Origin of the sequence: Variovorax sp. 54 (assembly GCF_002754375.1) — a bacterium.
Lineage (GTDB): Bacteria > Pseudomonadota > Gammaproteobacteria > Burkholderiales > Burkholderiaceae_C > Variovorax.
On record NZ_PEFF01000001.1, the window covers coordinates 1 to 18,860 of the forward strand.

Annotated in this window: 15 protein-coding genes; 7 read left to right on the forward strand and 8 right to left on the reverse strand. The window is 67.1% G+C overall.

The annotated features are described in order from the left end of the window. The 4 genes from CLU95_RS00005 to CLU95_RS00020 form a co-directional block, all read right to left on the reverse strand. The coding region (locus tag CLU95_RS00005) for an ABC transporter substrate-binding protein (protein WP_180288494.1) at positions 1-650 on the reverse strand (650 nt) is incomplete at its 3' end. A gap of 200 nt (positions 651-850) precedes the next feature. After that, a complete protein-coding gene (locus CLU95_RS00010) occupies positions 851-2,080 on the reverse strand; it encodes a branched-chain amino acid ABC transporter substrate-binding protein (RefSeq protein WP_099789128.1) in 1,230 nt (409 codons plus the stop codon). 142 nt (positions 2,081-2,222) lie between these two features. Further along, positions 2,223-3,866 carry a 3-(methylthio)propionyl-CoA ligase gene (locus CLU95_RS00015; protein WP_099789130.1) on the reverse strand — a complete coding sequence of 548 codons (1,644 nt, stop codon included), beginning with the start codon at positions 3,864-3,866 and terminating at the stop codon, positions 2,223-2,225. A gap of 117 nt (positions 3,867-3,983) precedes the next feature. Beyond that, positions 3,984-5,822, reverse strand: coding sequence for a carboxylesterase/lipase family protein (locus CLU95_RS00020; RefSeq protein ID WP_099789132.1), 1,839 nt, complete (start codon positions 5,820-5,822; stop codon positions 3,984-3,986). Between the two features lie 150 nt (positions 5,823-5,972). Here CLU95_RS00020 and CLU95_RS00025 point away from each other — a divergent pair, with 150 nt between their 5' ends. The 6 genes from CLU95_RS00025 to CLU95_RS00050 all read left to right on the forward strand — a co-directional run bounded on the left by CLU95_RS00025 (position 5,973) and on the right by CLU95_RS00050 (position 10,755). Continuing rightward, the gene (locus CLU95_RS00025; protein ID WP_099797041.1) at positions 5,973-7,064 is read left to right on the forward strand and encodes an AraC family transcriptional regulator; all 1,092 of its coding nucleotides are present in this window, start codon (positions 5,973-5,975) and stop codon (positions 7,062-7,064) included. Positions 7,065-7,137: 73 nt separating this feature from the next. Beyond that, positions 7,138-8,619 (forward strand): protein adenylyltransferase SelO, encoded by a 1,482-nt coding sequence (locus CLU95_RS00030; RefSeq protein ID WP_099789134.1) that lies wholly within the window; start codon positions 7,138-7,140, stop codon positions 8,617-8,619. Beyond that, positions 8,616-9,026, forward strand: a complete 411-nt coding sequence (gene msrB, locus CLU95_RS00035) for a peptide-methionine (R)-S-oxide reductase MsrB (RefSeq protein WP_099789136.1) — start codon at positions 8,616-8,618, stop codon at positions 9,024-9,026. The genes CLU95_RS00030 and msrB overlap by 4 nt, the downstream gene beginning before the upstream one ends. Further along, positions 9,023-9,562, forward strand: coding sequence for a septation protein A (locus tag CLU95_RS00040; RefSeq protein WP_099789138.1), 540 nt, complete (start codon positions 9,023-9,025; stop codon positions 9,560-9,562). Before msrB ends, CLU95_RS00040 begins: the two co-directional genes overlap by 4 nt. Further along, entirely contained in the window at positions 9,559-9,840 is a 282-nt protein-coding gene (locus tag CLU95_RS00045) for a BolA family protein (RefSeq protein WP_099789140.1), read from the forward strand. Before CLU95_RS00040 ends, CLU95_RS00045 begins: the two co-directional genes overlap by 4 nt. A 129-nt stretch (positions 9,841-9,969) precedes the next feature. Continuing rightward, on the forward strand, positions 9,970-10,755 hold the full coding sequence (locus tag CLU95_RS00050) for a foldase protein PrsA (RefSeq protein WP_099789142.1): 786 nt from the start codon (positions 9,970-9,972) through the stop codon (positions 10,753-10,755). A gap of 50 nt (positions 10,756-10,805) precedes the next feature. Here CLU95_RS00050 and CLU95_RS00055 read toward each other — a convergent pair whose 3' ends face one another. Genes CLU95_RS00055 through CLU95_RS00065 form a run of 3 tightly spaced genes read right to left on the reverse strand, consistent with a single transcriptional unit; the run spans position 10,806 to position 13,891 of the window. Beyond that, on the reverse strand, positions 10,806-11,792 hold the full coding sequence (locus CLU95_RS00055; RefSeq protein ID WP_099789144.1) for a Bug family tripartite tricarboxylate transporter substrate binding protein: 987 nt from the start codon (positions 11,790-11,792) through the stop codon (positions 10,806-10,808). 37 nt (positions 11,793-11,829) lie between these two features. Next, on the reverse strand, positions 11,830-13,188 hold the full coding sequence (locus CLU95_RS00060; protein WP_099789146.1) for an amidase: 1,359 nt from the start codon (positions 13,186-13,188) through the stop codon (positions 11,830-11,832). 16 nt (positions 13,189-13,204) lie between these two features. Next, positions 13,205-13,891, reverse strand: a complete 687-nt coding sequence (locus CLU95_RS00065) for a DUF2848 domain-containing protein (protein WP_099789148.1) — start codon at positions 13,889-13,891, stop codon at positions 13,205-13,207. Positions 13,892-13,995: 104 nt separating this feature from the next. On the opposite strand from CLU95_RS00065, the gene CLU95_RS00070 reads away from it, so the two are divergent. Next, complete coding sequence (locus CLU95_RS00070) at positions 13,996-14,697, forward strand: GntR family transcriptional regulator (protein WP_257214492.1); 702 nt, start codon at positions 13,996-13,998, stop codon at positions 14,695-14,697. Positions 14,698-14,810: 113 nt separating this feature from the next. On the opposite strand, the gene purL is transcribed toward CLU95_RS00070, so the two are convergent. Further along, positions 14,811-18,818: a phosphoribosylformylglycinamidine synthase gene (gene purL, locus CLU95_RS00075; protein WP_099789153.1), complete on the reverse strand. Its 4,008-nt coding sequence runs from the start codon at positions 18,816-18,818 to the stop codon at positions 14,811-14,813. Between the last annotated feature and the right edge of the window lie 42 nt (positions 18,819-18,860).

Consider the following 18,860-nt stretch of genomic DNA (forward strand, 5'->3'; position numbering starts at 1 on the left):
AAGTCGCGCACCTGGGCCAGCGGGTGCAGGTCGTCGCCGACGATCTGCACGTCGGGGCGCTTGGTCTTGAGGTTGTCCTTGGCGTACTTGGAGACCTGCTGGCCGTGCGAGTAGTTCTGGTTGATCAGGTAGACCTTCTTGATGTCGGCCTGGTCCTTCATGAAGGTGGTCAGCGCTTCCATCTTCATGGAGGTGTCGGCGTCGAGGCGGAAGTGCCAGTAGCTGCACTTGCTGTTGGTCAGGTCGGGATCGACGGCCGCGTAGTTGAAGTACACGACTTCCTTGCCCGGGTTGCGGGCGTTGTGCTTCTCGAGCGCGTCCATGATGGCCAGCGCCGGGCCGGAGCCGTTGCCCTGCACCACGTAGCGCGCGCCCTGGTCCATGGCCGAGCGCAGCGCGGCGGTGGTTTCCTGCGGGCTGAGCTTGTTGTCGATGCCGATGACCTCGAACTTCACGCCGGCCACGTTCTTCTTGTTGAACTCTTCGGCCAGGAACTGGAAGGTCTTGAGCTGGTTGGTACCGACCGCCGCCATCAGGCCCGACAGCGGGTCGAGCCACGCGATCTTGACGGTCTCACCCTTCTGGGCGAATGCACCGGCGGCAGTTGCCGCGAGCACGGCGGCGGTAGCGATCTTCAGAGCGAACTTCAATCTATATCTCCTGGTCAAACCGATATCAAAAACGCTGCACAAGCGTACAAGTCTTTGCCACCCCACCCCTCAGGGAATGCCCGTAAGGAGGGGGCCGCAAGGGCACGTATCTATCGCGCAGGCGACAGTGCATTTCCTGATTTGCTACCCATCGGTAGGTTTCTTCTACCGATGGGTAGGAAATGCGTTCACAAAGACGCCTAGGGGCGCTTCATCTGGCAGGTCGTGGGCGTGCTCGCCACATACGACTCGTAATACTTCACAGGGACGTTGGTGTAGCCGGTGTTCTCGGCGTCGTAGGGGTACTTGGCGCTGGCCTTCTCCCAGCGCGAGATGTACAGGCCCTGCTGCAGCTGGTGGTCGGCTTTGCGCATCTCGACCTCGCCGTTGAAGCTCTTGATCTTCATGCCCTCGAGCGCCGCGGCCACCTTGACGGGGTCGGTCGACTTGGTCTGCACGAAAGCGGCATCGAGCAATGCGAACGTGTGATAGATCGACGACTGCGTCAGGTCGTCGTTCATCTTCTTCTTGTAGCCGGTCAGCAGCCTCTGAATCTCGCCGCCCATGTTGTAGTGGGCATAGGCCACGGTGTAGACCTTGCCTGCCGAGGTGGCGCCCATGGCCGTGGGCGTACCGGCGCCCGGTGCGTAGTACGTGAGGAACTTGACGTCCAGCCCCGAGTCGTTCGCCGCCTTGATGAGCAGCGAGAGGTCGGAGCCCCAGTTGCCGGTGATGACCGTGTCGGCGCCCGAGGCCTTGATCTTGGCGATGTACGGCGAGAAATCGCGCACCTGCGCGAGCGGGTGCAGGTCGTCGCCCACGATCTGGATGTCCGGGCGCTTGATCTTCAGGTCTTCCTTGGCGAACTTGGACACCTGTTGGCCGTGGGAGTAGTTCTGGCCAAGGATGTAGACCTTCTTGATGTCGGTCTGGTCCTTCATCCAGGTGGTCAGCGCTTCCATCTTCATGGAGGTGTCGGCATCGAGGCGAAAGTGCCAGTAGCTGCACTTGCTGTTGGTGAGGTCGGGATCGACCGCCGCGTAGTTCAGGTAGAGCAGTTCCTTGCCGGGATTGCGCGCATTGTTCTTCTCGACGGCGTCGATGATCGCGAGCGCCGGGCCCGAGCCGTTGCCCTGGGTGATGTAGCGCGCGCCCTGGTCCTGCGCCGAGCGCAGCGCCGCGGTGGTCTCCTGCGGGCTCAGCTTGTTGTCGATCGCGATGATCTCGAACTTCACGCCCGACGCATTCTTCTTGTTGAACTCGTCAGCCAGGTATTGGGTGGTCTTGAGCTGGTTGGTGCCCACGGCCGCCATGAGACCCGACAGCGGGTCGAGCCAGGCGATCTTGACGGTCTCGCCCTTCTGGGCGAAGGACGCTGAAACGCTCACCAGCATGGCACAGGCTGCCACTGACTTGATACCGAAGTGCATGAAGAGTCTCCTGAGTGAAAGAGGCGGGACGCCAGCGTACAAGCGCCCTTTTCTTCGCCGCACAGGGAATGCCCGGAAGGAAAGCCGCCGGGGCGGCCTTCCTATCGCGTGCGCGACAGTGCGGGTGGGCTTTGGCCGTGCTTCAGAGGCCCGGCAGCTTGTAGTCCTTGAGCAATTCGCGAAGCTTGGTCTTGAGGATCTTGCCGGTGGCGCCGATCGGAATGGCCTCCACGAACACCACGTCGTCGGGAATCTGCCACTTGGCGGTCTTGCCCTCGTAGAACTTCAGCAGCTCTTCGCGGGTGACTTCGGCGCCGGGCTTCTTCACGACGGCAATGATCGGGCGCTCGTCCCACTTGGGGTGGAACACGCCGATGCACGCGGCCATGGCCACAGCCGGGTGGGCAACGGCGATGTTCTCGATCTCGATGGAGCTGATCCACTCGCCGCCGGACTTGATCACGTCCTTGCTGCGGTCGGTGATCTGCAGGTAGCCCTCGGCATCGATGGTGGCCACGTCGCCGGTGGGGAACCAGCCCCGGCCCGCGCCGTCGGCGACCAGCGGGTTGCCGCCCTCGCCCTTGTAGTACTCCTTGACGACCCAGGGGCCCTTGACCAACAGGTCGCCGTAGGCCTTGCCGTCCCAGGGCAGCTCGTCGCCGTTGCCGTCGACGATCTTCATGTCGACGCCGAAGATGGCGCGGCCCTGCTTCATGCGGATCTGCAGCTGCGCGTCGGCCGGCAGCGACAGGTGCTTGTTCTTCAGCGTGCACAGCGTGCCCAGCGGGCTCATCTCGGTCATGCCCCAGGCATGCAGCACCTCGACGTTGTAGTTCTCCTGGAACGCCGTGATCATGGCCGGCGGGCAGGCCGAGCCGCCGATGACGGTGCGGTTCAGCTTGCTGAACTTCAGGCCGTTGGTCTGCATGTGGCCCAGCATCATCTGCCACACGGTGGGCACGCCGGCCGCGAAGGTCACGCCTTCGGCTTCGATGAGTTCATACACCGACTTGCCGTCCAGCGACGGGCCCGGGAACACGAGCTTGCAGCCCACCAGCGCGGCCGAGTACGGAATGCCCCACGCGTTGACGTGGAACATCGGCACCACCGGCAGCACCGAGTCTTGCGCCGAGATGCGCATGACATCGGGCAGCGCGGCAGCGTAGGCGTGCAGCATGGTCGAGCGGTGGCTGTACAGCGCGGCCTTCGGGTTGCCCGTGGTGCCGCTCGTGTAGCACATGCTCGAGGCCGAGTTCTCGTCGAAGGTGGGCCAGTCGTACGCGGTGGGCTGCGCGCCCATCCAGGTTTCGTAGCTCACGAGGTTGGGCACGCCGCTGTCGACCGGCAGCTTGTCGGCATCACACAGTGCAACCCATTTCCGGATCGTGGGACAACGCGCATGCACCGCCTGCACCAGCGGCAGGAAGCTCAGGTCGAAGCACAGGATCTGGTCTTCGGCATGGTTGGCGATCCACGCGATCTGGTCGGGGTGCAGGCGCGGGTTGATGGTGTGCAGCACGCGGCCGCTGCCGCTCACGCCGTAGTACAGCTCCAGGTGGCGGTAGCCGTTCCAGGCCAGGGTGGCGATGCGGTCGCTGAACAGCAGTTGCTCGCCGTCCAGCGCGTTGGCCACCTGTCTGGCGCGCGATGCGATGTCGCTCCAGGTGCAGCGGTGGATATCACCCTCGACACGACGCGAGACGATCTCGCCGTCGCCGTTGTGGCGCTCGACGAACTCGATCAGCGACGAGATCAAAAGCGGTTGGTCTTGCATCAAACCCAGCATCTACGGACTCCTATGTGAAATGACTTCAGAAAGCTTTGCGAACGAGAGATTCACGCAAGCTTCGGCCACTTGCACAATGACACAAACCCGCACTGCATGATTGAACGAAGCGGCTCTTCAAGGGACGGTCACCGGCGTGATCTTGGCGGCCGTCGGCGTCGCGTCGAGCAGCATCTGCGAAGGCCACGTGCCCCAGGTTGCACCGAGTTCGGGCGTGTTCGGATCGCCGTTGCGCATGAACGCGCCCACGCTGGCCATGACGGCCTTCGACAGCGCCAGGCGCCCCTTCTCGTTGGCCTTGCCGCCCATCACGTTGCTGAGCAGCGAGCCCTCGAAATTGCCGAACACGAACGGCAGGTCGAAGGCGTGCGCGGCGCCGTACACGTCGTTCCACGGCGCGGCCTCCTGCGACCAGTCGAGGCGGTAGTGCCAGATGTTCGACTGGCGCGTCTTCATGGTGTTGAGCAGGTTGTCGCGGTTGGCGCCGAACAGGCCCTGCGTGATGGTGTCGGTGGCCGCGTTGTAGCCCAGCCCTGGCGCACCTACCGGCAGGTAGGTCGGGTGAATGATGTCGGCCACCGTCAGCGTGGGCGCGGCATCGGGGTTGAAGCCGGACATCATCGTGAAGCGCTGCGCGTCGTTCACGATCCAGCCGACGTCCGGGTAGCCGATGGTCTTCAGCAGCGAGGCAAAGAGCTTGCCTTCGTCGCGCGTGTTGCCCGCGAGCATGGGCACCTTGACGTACTTGTCGGCCGCGATGGCACCGATCGGGTCCGACGGCAGCACCGTGCCGTCCGGAATGGGCGCAACGGAACCCTGCCCGGCCGCAGTGACTTTGGTCAGCAGCGCCCCACCCTCCTGCGCACGCAGGTACTCGGCGATCTGCGCCGGCGTGCGCGTGCCGATGTACACCTTGGCCGCCGCGTCGTCGGCCACGGTGCCGTCGGCGACCAGCAGCTTTTCGAGGATCGTCTGGCCCTGCGTCAGCGACACCGACGCTGGCTGCAGCGAAGGCAGCGTCTTCACCGGCAGGTTGGTCGCGAGCGAAATGCCGCCGCTCATCTCGAAGGCCTTGTGGAACAGGCCCTTGGCCATCGGCGAGGTCATCACCGACAGCAGGTTGGTCGCGCCGGCCGACTCGCCCGACAGCGTGACGTTGCCCGGGTCGCCGCCGAAGTTGGCAACGTTGCTCTGAATGAAGCGCAGCGCCGCCATGTTGTCCAGCAGCGCGAAGTTGCCCGAGTCGTCGCCCGCCGTGCCGCCCGGCCGCAGCTGCGGCACGTTCAAAAAGCCCAGGATGCCCAGGCGGTAGCTGGCGGTGATGACCACCGCGTTGGTGGCCTTGGCCAGCGCCGCGCCGTCGTACAGCGGATCGGCCGTGTAGCCCGAAATATTGCTGCCGCCGTGGATGAACAGCAGCACCGGCAGGTTCTTGTCGGTGGTGGCCGGGCGCCAGATGTTGACGAACAGGCAGTCCTCGCTGCCGACCGGCTTGCCCAGGTTGGTGCCGATGGTCGCGTCGTAGGTGTTGTGGGTGCCGGGGCTGAAGAGCCGGCCGATCTGCAGGCAGGCGTTGCCGAAGGCCTTGGCGGGGCGGATGCCGGTCCAGGCTTCGGGCTCGACCGGTGCGCGCCAGCGCAGCGCACCGACCGGCGGCTGGGCGAACGGAACACCCTTCCACGACCAGGTGCCCGTCTTGGCGCTGTCGTCGACGCCCTCGACCTTGCCGGCCGTGGTCTGGCGCACCATGGGGCCGTCTGCGGCGGGCGCCGGAGCAGGCGCCGGTGCCGGTGCCGGTGCGGGCGGCAGGATCGGGAAGCCTGGCGATCCCGACGAGCCACCGCCGCAGGCCGCGAGCGCCGCCGCGGCGGCCAGCGTGGCCACGGTTGCAATGGCGCGCGCCATCGCCGTTTGTGCTGCCGCACCCTGGTTTTGTGCTGTTGTCGTTGTCTTCATGTTTTGTCTCCACACCGGGTTAATCGGAATTCCTGGCTCGGTGCGCGCCGCCCATACTGCGGGGCCGCTGTGCACTGGAAAAATTCTAGGAACCGGCGCCGTTTTCACCGCTATCGCAAGCGAGCCAATCGAATGACTTCAGAAGCCTCCCTGCCGCGCCATTCGCGCCGGCCGTCGCGCCGCCCCGGATGTCCGCAGCCGGAGTCGCGCACCAGTTCCGCCGCGTGGCTGGAAGGCGTGCTGTCGATGTTCCAGGCCGAGGGGCTGCACGTGCCCTCGCTGCTGCGCGACGCCGGCTTCGACCCGGATTCCCTGCACCGCCAGAACGCGCGCTTCCCCGTCGACGAGATCTCGGTGCTGTGGCAGGTGGCCGTGGCGCACGCCGGCCGGCCCACGCTGGGCCTGGACCGCGACCTGGCCGCCGCCCACAGCAAGCTGGGCACGGTGGGCCATGCCATGGCCTGCAGCCCCAACCTGGGCGCGGCGCTCACGCGGCTCACGCGCTACATGGCCGTGATTTCCGACGCTACGGCCTTCTCGCTGCAGTCCGATGCGCGCGGCTGCTGGATGGTCATGGAGCACACCGGCGGCACCCTGCCGATTCCGCGCCAGCGCGTCGAGTACGCCCTGCTCACCGTCTTCATGCAGTGCCAGTGGCTCACGCGGCGCGAGCTGCAGCCGCTGGCCATGGAGTTCGTCTACCCGCCGCCGGCCAACGACCGGCTGCACCGCGAGGCCTTCGGCTGCGAAGTCCGCTTCAACGCGCCCGCCAACCGCCTGCTGTTGTCGTCGGCCGACATGACGATGCCGCTGCCCACCCACCACGCGGCGCTGGGCGAGATGCAGGAGCACCTGCTCGACGACCAGCTCAACCTGCTGGGCCAGACCACCACCGCCAGCCTGGTGTGCGCCGAGATCGCGCGCCGGCTGCAGCACGGCGAGCCGCGCCGCCAGGACGTGGCCTCGGGCCTCGGACTGGCCGACCGCACGCTGCAGCGCCGCTTGCAGGAAGAGTCGGTGTCGTTCCAGGCGCTGCTCGACCGCACGCGCCGCGAACTCGCCAGGCAGTACCTGGCCGAACAGCGCCACACGCTCGCGGACGTGGCCGACCGGCTGGGCTTCGTGGACGTCAGCAACTTCTTCCGCGCCTGCAAGCGCTGGTTCGGCCTGCCGCCGGCCCAGTACCGCGCCAGCCTCGCGCTCGACGGCGCCGGGGCGCTGCGCGGCGCGCTGCTGAACTGATCGAAGGCATCCACCCCACGTCCCCGATGGCCTCTGCGGCCCGGGGTTTCGTGGGCTGCCGGACAATCCGGGCATGAGCTTGTTAGCCGAAGACACCCCGGTCGCCGACCTGGGCCTGCGCTGGAAGCCCGGCTTCTCGACGCTGGGCCCCGCCTTTTTCACCGAACTGCGCCCCACGCCGCTGCCCGACCCGTACTGGGTCGGCCACAGCGACGCCGTGGCGCGCGAACTGGGCCTGCCGCCCGGCTGGCGCGACTCGGACACCACGCTCGCCGCACTCACCGGCAGCCTGCCGGTCGCCGGCACGCGGCCTATCGCCACCGTTTACAGCGGCCACCAGTTCGGCGTCTGGGCCGGGCAGTTGGGCGACGGACGGGCGATCCTGCTCGGCGAGACCGAGGGCGGGCTCGAAGTGCAGCTCAAGGGCGCGGGGCGCACGCCCTACTCGCGCGGCGGCGACGGCCGCGCCGTGCTGCGCTCGAGCATCCGCGAGTTCCTGTGCAGCGAGGCCATGCATGGCCTGGGCATTCCGACCACGCGCGCGCTGTGCGTGACCGGCTCCGACGCCCGCGTGCGTCGCGAAGAGCTGGAAAGCGCCGCCGTCGTGACCCGCGTGGCGCCGAGCTTCGTGCGCTTCGGCCACTTCGAGCACTTCGCCGCCAACCAGCGCGAAGACGAACTGCGCGCGCTGGCCGACTACGTCATCGACCGCTACTACCCCGAATGCCGCACTACCGCGCGCTTCAACGGCAACGCCTACGCGGCATTCCTCGAAGCCGTGAGCGAGCGCACCGCCGCCCTGCTCGCCCAGTGGCAGTCCGTGGGCTTCTGCCACGGGGTGATGAACACCGACAACATGAGCATCCTCGGGCTCACCATCGACTACGGGCCGTTCCAGTTCCTCGATGGCTTCGACCCGCGCCACATCTGCAACCACAGCGACACCCAGGGCCGCTACGCCTTCAACCAGCAGCCCAACGTCGCCTACTGGAACCTGTTCTGCCTCGCGCAGGCGCTGCTGCCGCTCATCGGCGAGCAGGAAGTCGCCGTGGCTGCGCTGGAGTCGTACAAGACCGTGTTCCCCAACGCCTTCGAAGACCGCATGCGCGCCAAGCTGGGCCTCACGGCGCCCGCCGAGGGCGACCGCGCGCTGATCGAGCGCGTGCTCAAGCTGATGGCCGCTGAAAAGGTCGACCACACCATCTTCTGGCGCCGCCTGTCGAACCAGATGGCCGACGGCAACGTCGAGCCGGTGCGCGACCTGTTCCTCGACCGGGCCGGCTTCGATGCCTGGATGCTCTCTTTTTCAGAGCGGCACGCGCAGACCTCGCGGCCGGATGCGGCCGATTTGATGCTCCAATCGAACCCCAAGTTCGTGCTGCGGAACCACCTGGGCCAGCAGGCCATCGAAGCCAGTCAGCAAAAGGACCACACGGGTGTGGCAACCTTGCTGGCGCTGCTCCAAACCCCATGTGAAGAACACCCCGGTGCCGACGACTACGCCGGCTTTCCGCCCGACTGGGCATCCACGATCGAAATCAGCTGCTCATCATGACCACGCCCGTACAGAAAACCGACGCCGAATGGAAAGCCCTGCTCGCTGAAAAGGGCGCCGAACCCGCCGCCTTCGAGGTGACGCGCCACGCCGCCACCGAACGCCCCTTCACAGGCAAGTACGAAGCCCACTGGGACGACGGCACCTACCACTGCGTCTGCTGCGGCGCCAAGCTGTTCGAAGCCGCCACCAAGTTCGACGCCGGCTGCGGCTGGCCCAGCTTCTCCGAAGAAGCCGTGCCCGGCGCCATCCGCAACATCGTCGACCGCTCGCACGGCATGGTGCGCACCGAAAACGTGTGCGCCAATTGCGGCGCCCACCTGGGCCACGTGTTCCCCGACGGCCCCACCGAAACCGGCCTGCGCTACTGCATGAACTCGGCGTCGCTCGACTTCCAAAAGAAATGAAACTGCTCCTCGACTTCTTCCCGATCCTGCTGTTCTTCGGCGCCTACAAGTTCGCCGACATCTACACCGCCACCGGCGTGCTCATGGCCGCCACCGTGGTGCAGATGGCCGTCATCTACGCCATGGAACGCAAGCTGCAGGCGATGCAGAAGGCCACGCTGGTGCTGATTCTTTTGTTCGGCACGCTCACGCTGGTGCTGCACGACGACCGCTTCATCAAGTGGAAGCCGACGGTGCTGTACGGCGCCATGGCGATCGCGCTGGCGGTGGCGCTGTGGGCGCTGAAGAAGAACTTCCTGAAGATGCTGCTGGGCGCGCAGCTCGAGCTGCCCGAGCGCATCTGGGGCCGGCTCAATGTGGCGTGGATCGGTTATTGCCTGTTCATGGCGCTCATCAACGGCTACGTGGCGGCGTACTTCACGACCGAGGCCTGGGTCAACTTCAAGCTCTGGGGCTATGTGTTCCCGATCGTCTTCCTGGTGGCGCAGGGCCTGTACATCGCGCCGCACCTCAAGGAAGACAAGCCGACCGCATGACCGACGCCACCACCTTTCCCCTGCCCACCGTGGCCGCGCTCGAGGCGGCGCTGCGCGCATCGCTTGCGCCCACGCAGCTCGAAGTGATCGACGAAAGCGCGTCCCACGCGGGCCATGCGGGCGCCAACGCCGAGGGCTACGGCACCCATTTCCGGGTGCGCATTGCATCCCCTCTGTTCGACGGAAAGCCCCGCGTGGCGCGGCATCGGCTTGTGTATGATGCCCTCCAAGTTTTTATCGCACAGGGTCTGCACGCCATCGCCATCGAGGTGCTCTGAGTCGTCCAATCGGTTGCTTGCCGCGTTTGCCGCGGCCGCCCGCCCTCTCCTTCTTTCCTCCTGATTCCTGCTTTCTTTCCCGCGCCTTTTCCTACACGCGCATTTCCTCTCCAGCCTGATATTCATTTCATGAAAAAACACATCTTGCAGGCCGTTGCGGCCGCAGCGCTGATCGGTGCATTCCCCCTGACGGCCCTGGCGCAGAACGCAGCCATCGTCAACGGCAAGGCGGTGCCCAAGGCCCGCATGGACGTTCTGGCCCAGCAGCTGGCTGCCGCCGGCCGCCCGGTGACGCCTGAAATGCAAAACCAGCTGCGCGAGGAAATCGTGGCGCGCGAAGTGTTCATGCAGGAAGCGCAGAAGCAAGGCCTCGACGCCACCGAGGACTACAAGAACCAGCTCGAGCTCGCCCGCCAGGCCATCATGATCCGCGCGCTGTTCGAGAACTACCGCAAGACCAACGCGGTGTCCGACGCCGACGTGAAGGCCGAGTACGACAAGTTCGTCGCAGCCAACGGCGGCAAGGAATTCAAGGCCCGCCACATCCTGGTCGAGACCGAAGACCAGGCCAAGAAGATCATGGCCGACCTGAAGAAGGGCGCCAAGTTCGAAGACATCGCCAAGAAGCAGAGCAAGGACCCGGGTTCGGGCGCCAACGGCGGCGACCTCGACTGGGCCAACCCCGCCAGCTTCGTGCCCGAGTTCTCGGAAGCGATGATCAAGCTCAAGAAGGGCGAGACCACCCCTGCCCCGGTCAAGACCCAGTTCGGCTACCACATCATCCGCGTCGACGACATCCGCCAGGCCCAGCTGCCGAAGCTGGAAGAAGTGAAGCCGCAGATCACGCAGCAGCTGCAGCAGCAGCGCCTGCAGAAGTACCAGGAAGACCTGCGCGCGAAGGCCAAGGTCGAGTAAGCCTCAGGCCATCGCCCCCAGCAAAAAGCCCCGCAGTCGCGGGGCTTTTTTCATTGCGGCGTGATGTTGAAGTCTTTCACGAACCGGGCGTAGTCGTTCGACTCCTTGTGCACGAAGCCCGTGAAGTCCGGCGCCGAGCCGCCGATGACCTCCAGGCTGAGGTCGGTGAACTGCTTCTGCGTGTCGGCGTTCTTGAGCAGCGCCTGCACCTGCTCGTTGAGCTTGGCGATGACCGGTGCCGGCGTTCCGGCCGGCGCCACCAGGCCGACCCAGCCCATGAAGCGGTAGCCCGGCACGCCGGATTCGGCCACCGTCGGCACGTCGGGCAAGGTGGGAACGCGCTTGTCGCCCGTGACCGCCAGCGCCTTCAGCTTGCCGCTCTTGGCATAGGGCACGGCGGTCGGCGAGGTCTCGAACATCATGTCGATCTGGCCGCCGACCAGGTCGGACAGCGCGGGCGCGCCGCCCTTGTACGCCACGTTGAGCAGATCGGTACCGGTCATCTGCATGAAGCGGCGCGCGGCCACGTCCTGCGGGCCGCCCACGCCCGAGGTGCCGACGCTGAGCTTGCCGGGGTTGGCCTTGGCATAGGCCACCAGCTCGCCGACGTTCTTGAACGTCCACTTGGGATTCATGATGAGCACGTTGGGCTGGTCGGCCACGCGGATCACGGGCGCCAGGTCCTTGATCGGGTCGTAGGGCAGCTTGGCGAACATGTGCCCGTTGGAAGCCAGGCCGGTGTGCACCATCAGCAAGGTGTAGCCGTCCTTGGGCGCCTTGGCGACGTAGTCCATGCCGATGTTGCCGCTCGCGCCGGGACGGTTGTCCACCAGCACCGGTTGGCCCAGTGCCGTCGAGAGCTTCTGGCCGACCAGGCGCGCCGTCATGTCGATGCTGCCGCCCGGAGGGAACGGCACCACCATGCGGATCGGCTTGGACGGGTAGGCGTCCTGCGCGTGGGCCGCGGGCACGATGCACGCCAGGCCGGCGGCAAAGCACGCGAACGAGGCGAGCGAGAAACAAAAGCGCTTGTTCATGAAGTTCTCCGGAGTTTCTTGAGGGTTGGCAGACGGGTCAATCGACGGTGGCGCGCAGGGCGCGTTCGATGTCGGCGGCCCAGCCGAGCAGCGCGGCATCGCGCATCGCCAGGCCTGCAAGGCTCAGGCCCACGGGAGCTTCGCCGGCCGCGTGGCAGGGCAAGGAGATGGCGCCGCCGTCCATGAAGTTGACGATGGAGGGGTTGCGCAGCATCGCGGCGTTGACCGCGAAGTACTGCGCCTCGTCGGCTTCGAGGGCCTCGATGCGCGGCGCCACCAGCGGCACGGTCGGCATGAGCCAGCCGTCGAACTCGCCCAGGCGCGCCGCCACGCGGCGCTGCCAGTCGGCCCGCTGCGCCTGCAGCGTGAGGTAGGCGCGCGCCGTGAAGTCCTTTCCGCGCAGGATGCGGTTGAGCACCCGCGGGTCGTAGCCGCTGCCGCTGCGTTCGATCAGCTCGGCGTGCCACGCCCATGATTCGGCAGCGCTGAAGCCGCCTGCGGCGTTGATGGCGGCGAGCTCGTCGAACTCGGGCACCGCCAGCTCGACCAGTTGCGCGCCGGCGGTCGAGAGACGCTGCAGCGCACGTCGGAACGTGGCAGTGACGTGCGCGTCCATGCCGTCCTGCACCAAGGTGGTCGGCACCGCGAAGCGCGCCTGGCGCAGGTGCTGCGGCCGGGTCGTTTCGGACACGCCGGACAGCACCGCATCCATCGCCACACAACCGGCCACGTCGAGCGCCATCACGCCGACCGCGTCGAGGCTGTGCGACAGCGGCACGAGCCCGGTGCCGGGCATGCGGCGCGCCGTCGGCTTGAAGCCGGTGATGCCGCACAGCGCCGCCGGAATGCGCACCGAGCCGCCGGTGTCGCTGCCGACGCTCGCAACGCACATGCCGTCGGCAACCGCCACCGCAGCGCCCGAAGACGAGCCGCCGGGAATGCGCCGCTCGCCGCGCTGCCACGGATTGGCCGGCGTCCCGTAGTGCGGGTTGAGGCCGAGGCCGGAGTACGCGAACTCGGTCATGTTCGTCTTGCCGACCAGCACCGCGCCCGCAGCCAGCAGGCGCTGCACGGCCTCGGCGTCGTGCGCGGCGGGCGGTGCGTCGCGCAGCACGACGGAGCCGGCGGTCGTTGTTTCGCCGGCCACGTCGAACAGGTCCTTGACGGAGACCGGCAGACCTTCGAGCGGCGAGCGCACGAGGCCGGCTGCGCGCAGGCTGTCGGAGGCGCGCGCCAGGTGCTGGGCACGGTCTGTCAGCACGCGGGTGAAGGTGCGAGCGCCTTCACCGGAAGGATCGGCGATGCGTTCCAGCGCCGACGCGGTCAGCGCGGCGGAGGTGACGCGGCCTGCGGCCAGGTCGGCGCGGGCGGCTTCGAGGGAGATCGGGGCGGGCATGTGCGGTCCTTGTGCGTCAGGCGACGATGGGCAGCGAGACCGCGCGGTACTCGTGCGCGATGCGGCGGCCGGTGTGTTCATCCACCAGCTCCATGCGAAAGCGCGCGGCCGGGCGGATGCCGCCGATGGCGCCGACCGTGCCGCAGGTCATTGCGAAACCCTCGCCCGGTTCGCCATCGGCCGCGGCGCAGCGCGCCAGCAGATCGGCCGGCGGGCGCAGCGCGGCCAGCGCGCCTTCCTGGTACAGGCGCCATTCACCGCCCTCCTCGATCCACGAACGCAGCACCAGCGTGTCCCAGCGCTCCTGCACGTCGGCCAGCCGCCAGGCGCTGCGCGCCACGGGCTTGACGCAGATCTGCTTGGACAGCGCCACGCTGTGCGCTTCCAGCGCGCGGTCGGTGTGGTCCGAACCGATCGAGACGAAGAACTCGCCCCCGTGCAGGAACAGCAGCGGTTCGACCTCGCCCGAGGTGTCGGCCCCCACCACCTGCACGACGTCGGCCTGGCTCAGCTGCTGGGTGGCCACCCGGTAGAACAGCGGCACGGCACTCGGCGCGGGCACGCCGAGCTCGGCGAGTTCCTCGATGTGGTGCTCGATGGCGGCGGTGTCGCGCCCGGTCCAGCCGGCGATCACGAGGTGCCTGGCCTCGAAGCTCATCGTGTGCGGGGCATTCCCCTCGGGAAGTTCGAAAGACAGGTTCATGGCGGTGCTTCGTTGAAGTTTCAGTGAAATTTCACAACGATATTACAGTGACTCCACAAAAACTTCAAAGGGATTTCCCACAGGTACCATCAGGGCACCCCACCATGAAGACCCTCGCGCCGATGAAAGCAGCCACGCCCGCCCGCAAAGCCCCCGCCCGGCGGCCCGAAGCAGCCATTTCCCTCAACGAGACGGCCTACCTGCGCCTGAAGGAAGCCCTGGTGACCCTGGCCTACAAGCCCGGGGAGTACCTCAACACCGCCCAGGTGATGGAGCGGCTGGGCGTGGGCCGCACGCCGGTCAACCAGGCGCTGCACCGCCTGTCGGCCGAGGGCCTGGTCCGCATCATTCCGCGCAAGGGCGCGATGGCCTCGCCGCTGTCGATCAACGACGCGCTGGAACTCATCGAGGTCCGGCTGGTGAACGAGGTGCTGTGCATGCGCCTGGCCGCAGCGGCCATCACCGAGGCCGAGCTGGCCGAGCTGCAGGCCGTCGCAGAGCAGTTCGAGGCCGCGGCGCAGCGGCGCGATGCGATGTCGGTCATGAACCTCGACCGGCTCTTCCACGAGAAGATCGCGGCTGCCGCGCGCAACACCATGCTGCAGGATATCCTGAGCGTGCTGCATGCGCGCTCGCAGCGCTTCTGGGCGATTTCACTGGCCGCCGAGGGGCATCTGGCCGAAGTGATCGAAGAGCACCGCACCATCGTCGCCACGCTGCAGCGGCACGACGCCGACGCGGCGGCCGAAGCGGCGAAGACGCATGTGCTGTCGTTCAAGGCGTCGATGCTGAACAGCCAGCGCTGATCGACAGCGCTTCAGGGGCACCATCCCCATGAAAAATGCCCTCCAGACCCAAGCTTGGAGGGCATTTTTTGTTGACCTGACTCAGGCCGTTTGCACGGCCTGAATGCGCCCGATCACCCCACCCACTTGCGCGCGTTGCGCCAGATCTGCATCCACGGGCTCAGTTCGCTCTTGTCGCCCGACGTCCAACTCGTCTGGATGTTGCGGAACACGCGCTCCGGGTGCGGCATCACGGCGGTGAAACGGCCGTCCGGCGTGGTGACCGAGGTCAGGCCGCCGGCGCTGCCGTTCGGGTTGAACGGGTACTGCTCGGTCGGCTGGCCGTAGTTGTCCACGAAGCGCATCGCGCCGATGGCCTTTCCGGCGTCGCCGCGATGCTTGAAGTTGGCATAGCCCTCGCCGTGCGCCACCGCGATCGGCAGGCGGCTGCCGGCCATGCCCGCGAAGAAGAGGCTGGGCGACTCGAGCACTTCGACCATCGACAGGCGCGCCTCGAAACGCTCGCTCTGGTTGGTGGTGAAGCGCGGCCAGGCGTCGGCGCCCGGAATGATGTCGGCCAGCTCGGCAAACATCTGGCAGCCGTTGCACACGCCCAGGCCGAAGGTGTCGGTGCGGCCGAAGAAGGTCTTGAACTGCTCGGCCAGCTTCGGGTTGAAGGTGATGCTGCGCGCCCAGCCGATGCCAGCGCCCAGCGTGTCGCCGTAGCTGAAGCCACCGCAGGCGACCACGCCCTTGAAATTGGCGAGGTCCGCCCTGCCCGTCTGCAGGTCGGTCATGTGGACGTCGAAGGCCTCGAAGCCGGCTTCGGTGAAGGCATACGCCATCTCGACGTGCGAGTTGACGCCCTGCTCGCGCAGGATCGCGACCTTGGGGCGCGATTGCAGGATGGCGGGTGCCACCGGGGCGTTCGGCAGGAACACATGCATACCCGGATCGCTCGGCACACCGGCCGCGGCGTGCTCGGCGTCGGCGCAGGCCGGGTTGTCGCGCTCGCGGGCGATCTTCCAGCTGACCGAATCCCAGACCTGGTGCAGGTCGTGCAGCGATGCGCTGAACACCGACTTGGCATCGCGCCAGACTTCGAGCTTGCCCTTGCCTGCGTCCATGGCCGAGCTGGCGGGGCGCGTCTTGCCGACGAAGTGGCTGTGCGCGCTGAGGCCGTGGGCACGCAGCACCTGCATGACCTCGTTGCGCTCGGCCGTGCGCACCTGCAGCACCATGCCCAGCTCTTCGTTGAACAGCGCCTTGAGCGTGAGCTCTTCGCGGCGCGCGCTGACCTGCTGCGCCCAGTTCTTGGCGTCGCCGGTTTCCATGCGGCTGTCGGAAATGCCGTCGCCTTCGGTGACGAGCATGTCGACATTCAGCGCCACGCCGACGTGGCCGGCAAAGGCCATTTCGCAGGCGGTGGCGAACAGGCCACCGTCGCTGCGGTCGTGCATCGCGAGGATCTTGCCGTCGGCGCGCAGCGCGTTCACGGCGTTGACCAGCGCGACGAGCTGCGCCGGGTCGTCGAGGTCGGGCACGGTGTCGCCGCTCTGGTTGAGCGTCTGCGACAGGATGCTGCCGGCCATGCGGTGCTGGCCACGGCCGAGGTCGATGAGCACCAACGTGGTGTCGTCTTCGGTCGCGTCGAGCTGCGGCGTGAGCGTGCCGCGCACGTCGGCCAGCGAGGCGAAGGCGGTGACGATCAGGCTGACCGGCGACGTGACCTTCTTGGCTTCGCCATCGTCCTTCCACTGCGTGCGCATCGACAGCGAATCCTTGCCGACCGGAATCGACACGCCGAGCGCCGGGCACAGCTCCAGGCCCACGGCCTTGACGGTCTCGTAAAGCGCGGCGTCTTCGCCGGGTTCGCCGCAAGCAGCCATCCAGTTGGCCGACAGCTTGACGCGCGACAGCTCGATCGGCGCGGCCAGCAGGTTGGTGATGGCCTCGGCCACGGCCATGCGGCCCGAGGCCGGCGCGTCGAGCGCGGCCAGCGGCGTGCGCTCGCCCATGCTCATGGCTTCGCCGGCAAAGCCCTTGTAGTCGGCGAGCGTCACGGCGCAATCGGCCACGGGCACCTGCCACGGGCCGACCATCTGGTCGCGGTGCGTCAGGCCGCCCACGCTGCGGTCACCGATGGTGATGAGGAAGCGCTTCGAAGCCACGGTCGGGTGCGCGAGCACGTCGATGGCGGCCTTCTGCAGGTCGACGCCCGTGAGGTCGAGGGGCTTGAAGCTGCGGGCCACGGTCTTCACGTCGCGGTGCATCTTGGGCGGCTTGCCGAGCAGCACGTCCATCGGCATGTCGACGGGCTGCACCGCTGCGCCTTCGTCGGCCACCAGCAGCTGGCGCGCTTCGGTCGCCACGCCGACCACCGAGAACGGGCAGCGCTCGCGCTCGCAGAAGGCCTTGAACTGTTCGAGCGACTCCGGCGCGATGGCCAGCACGTAGCGCTCCTGGCTTTCGTTGCACCAGATTTCCTTCGGCGCCATGCCCGATTCTTCGAGCGGCACGGCGCGCAGGTCGAAGCGCGCGCCGCGGCCAGCGTCGTTGGTCAGTTCGGGGAAGGCATTGCTCAGGCCGCCCGCGCCCACGTCGTGGATCGCGAGGATCGGGTTGGCCGCGCCCTGCTGCCAGCAGTGGTTGATGACCTCCTGCGCACGGCGTTCGATTTCGGGATTGCCGCGCTGCACCGAGTCGAAGTCGAGCTCGGCCGCGTTGGCGCCGGTGGCCATCGAGCTGGCGGCGCTGCCGCCCATGCCGATGCGCATGCCGGGGCCGCCGAGCTGGATCAGCAACGAGCCGGCCGGGAACAGGATCTTCTTGGTCTGCGTGGCGTCGATGCTGCCCAGGCCGCCCGCGATCATGATGGGCTTGTGGTAGCCGCGCTGCACGGTGTCGAGGTCGCTCGTCACGGCCTGCTCGTACTCGCGGAAGTAGCCCAGCAGGTTGGGACGGCCGAATTCGTTGTTGAACGCGGCGCCGCCCAGCGGGCCCTCGGTCATGATCTGCAGCGGGCTGGCGATGTGCTCGGGCTTGCCGTAGTGGCCGTCTTCTGGCCACAGCTTGGAAACCGTGAAACCGGTCAGGCCGGCCTTGGGCTTGGAGCCGCGGCCCGTGGCGCCTTCGTCGCGGATCTCGCCGCCCGCGCCAGTCGAGGCGCCGGGGAACGGGGAAATGGCGGTCGGGTGGTTGTGCGTCTCGACCTTCATCAGCACGTGGCTCAGGGCGCTCTCTTTTTGATAGCTCTGCGAGCCTTCGACGGGAATGAAGCGCTCGATGGTCGCGCCTTCCATCACCGAGGCGTTGTCCGCATAGGCGATCACCGTGTGCTGCGGGTTCTGCTTCTCGGTGTGGCGGATCATCGAGAACAGGCTCTGCGGCTGGGCCACGCCGTCGATGGTGAAGTTGGCGTTGAAGATCTTGTGGCGGCAGTGCTCGCTGTTGGCCTGCGCGAACATCATCAGTTCGACGTCGCTGGGGTTGCGGCCCAGGCGGGTGAAGGCTTCAACGAGGTAATCGATTTCGTCTTCCGCCAGGGCCAGGCCGAAGCCGGTATTGGCTGCCACAAGAGCTTCGCGGCCGCCGGTTTGCACGTCGACTTGCGCCATCGGCTGGGCTGGCAGTTCGCTGAACAGGCTCGCCGCCTGTTCGACGGCGGCGAGCACCGATTCGGTCATGCGGTCGTGCAGCGGGCCGGCCACGGCAGCCAGGGCGTCGCCCTCGAGCACGGGGGCCTTGCCGATCAGCGGCGCCTTGAGCTTCAGGTGGTACTGGGTGACGCGCTCCACGCGGCGCAGCGCCAAGCCGCAGTTGTGGGCGATGTCGGTGGCCTTGGAGGCCCACGGCGACACGGTGCCCAGTCGGGGCGTGACCACGACCGAGGCGCTTGCCTTGGCCGCCAGGGCTTCGAAGGGCTCGCCGTAGGTCAGCAGCGCCGCAAAGCGCTCGCGGTCGGCCGTGGCCAGCGACCCGTCGGTGACCACCAGATGGACGAAACGGGCCGAAATGCCCTCGATGCGCGGCTCGATGGCCTGCAGCTTCGGCAGCAGCTGGCGTGCACGGAAATCGCCGAGTGCGCTGCCGCCCTCGAACAAGGTTACGACGGGAAGGGCTTGAGGTGCGGGCTGCGTCACGGTCGATGGGGGGCCTGGGGGCCGCGTTGGGAATCAAGGAAT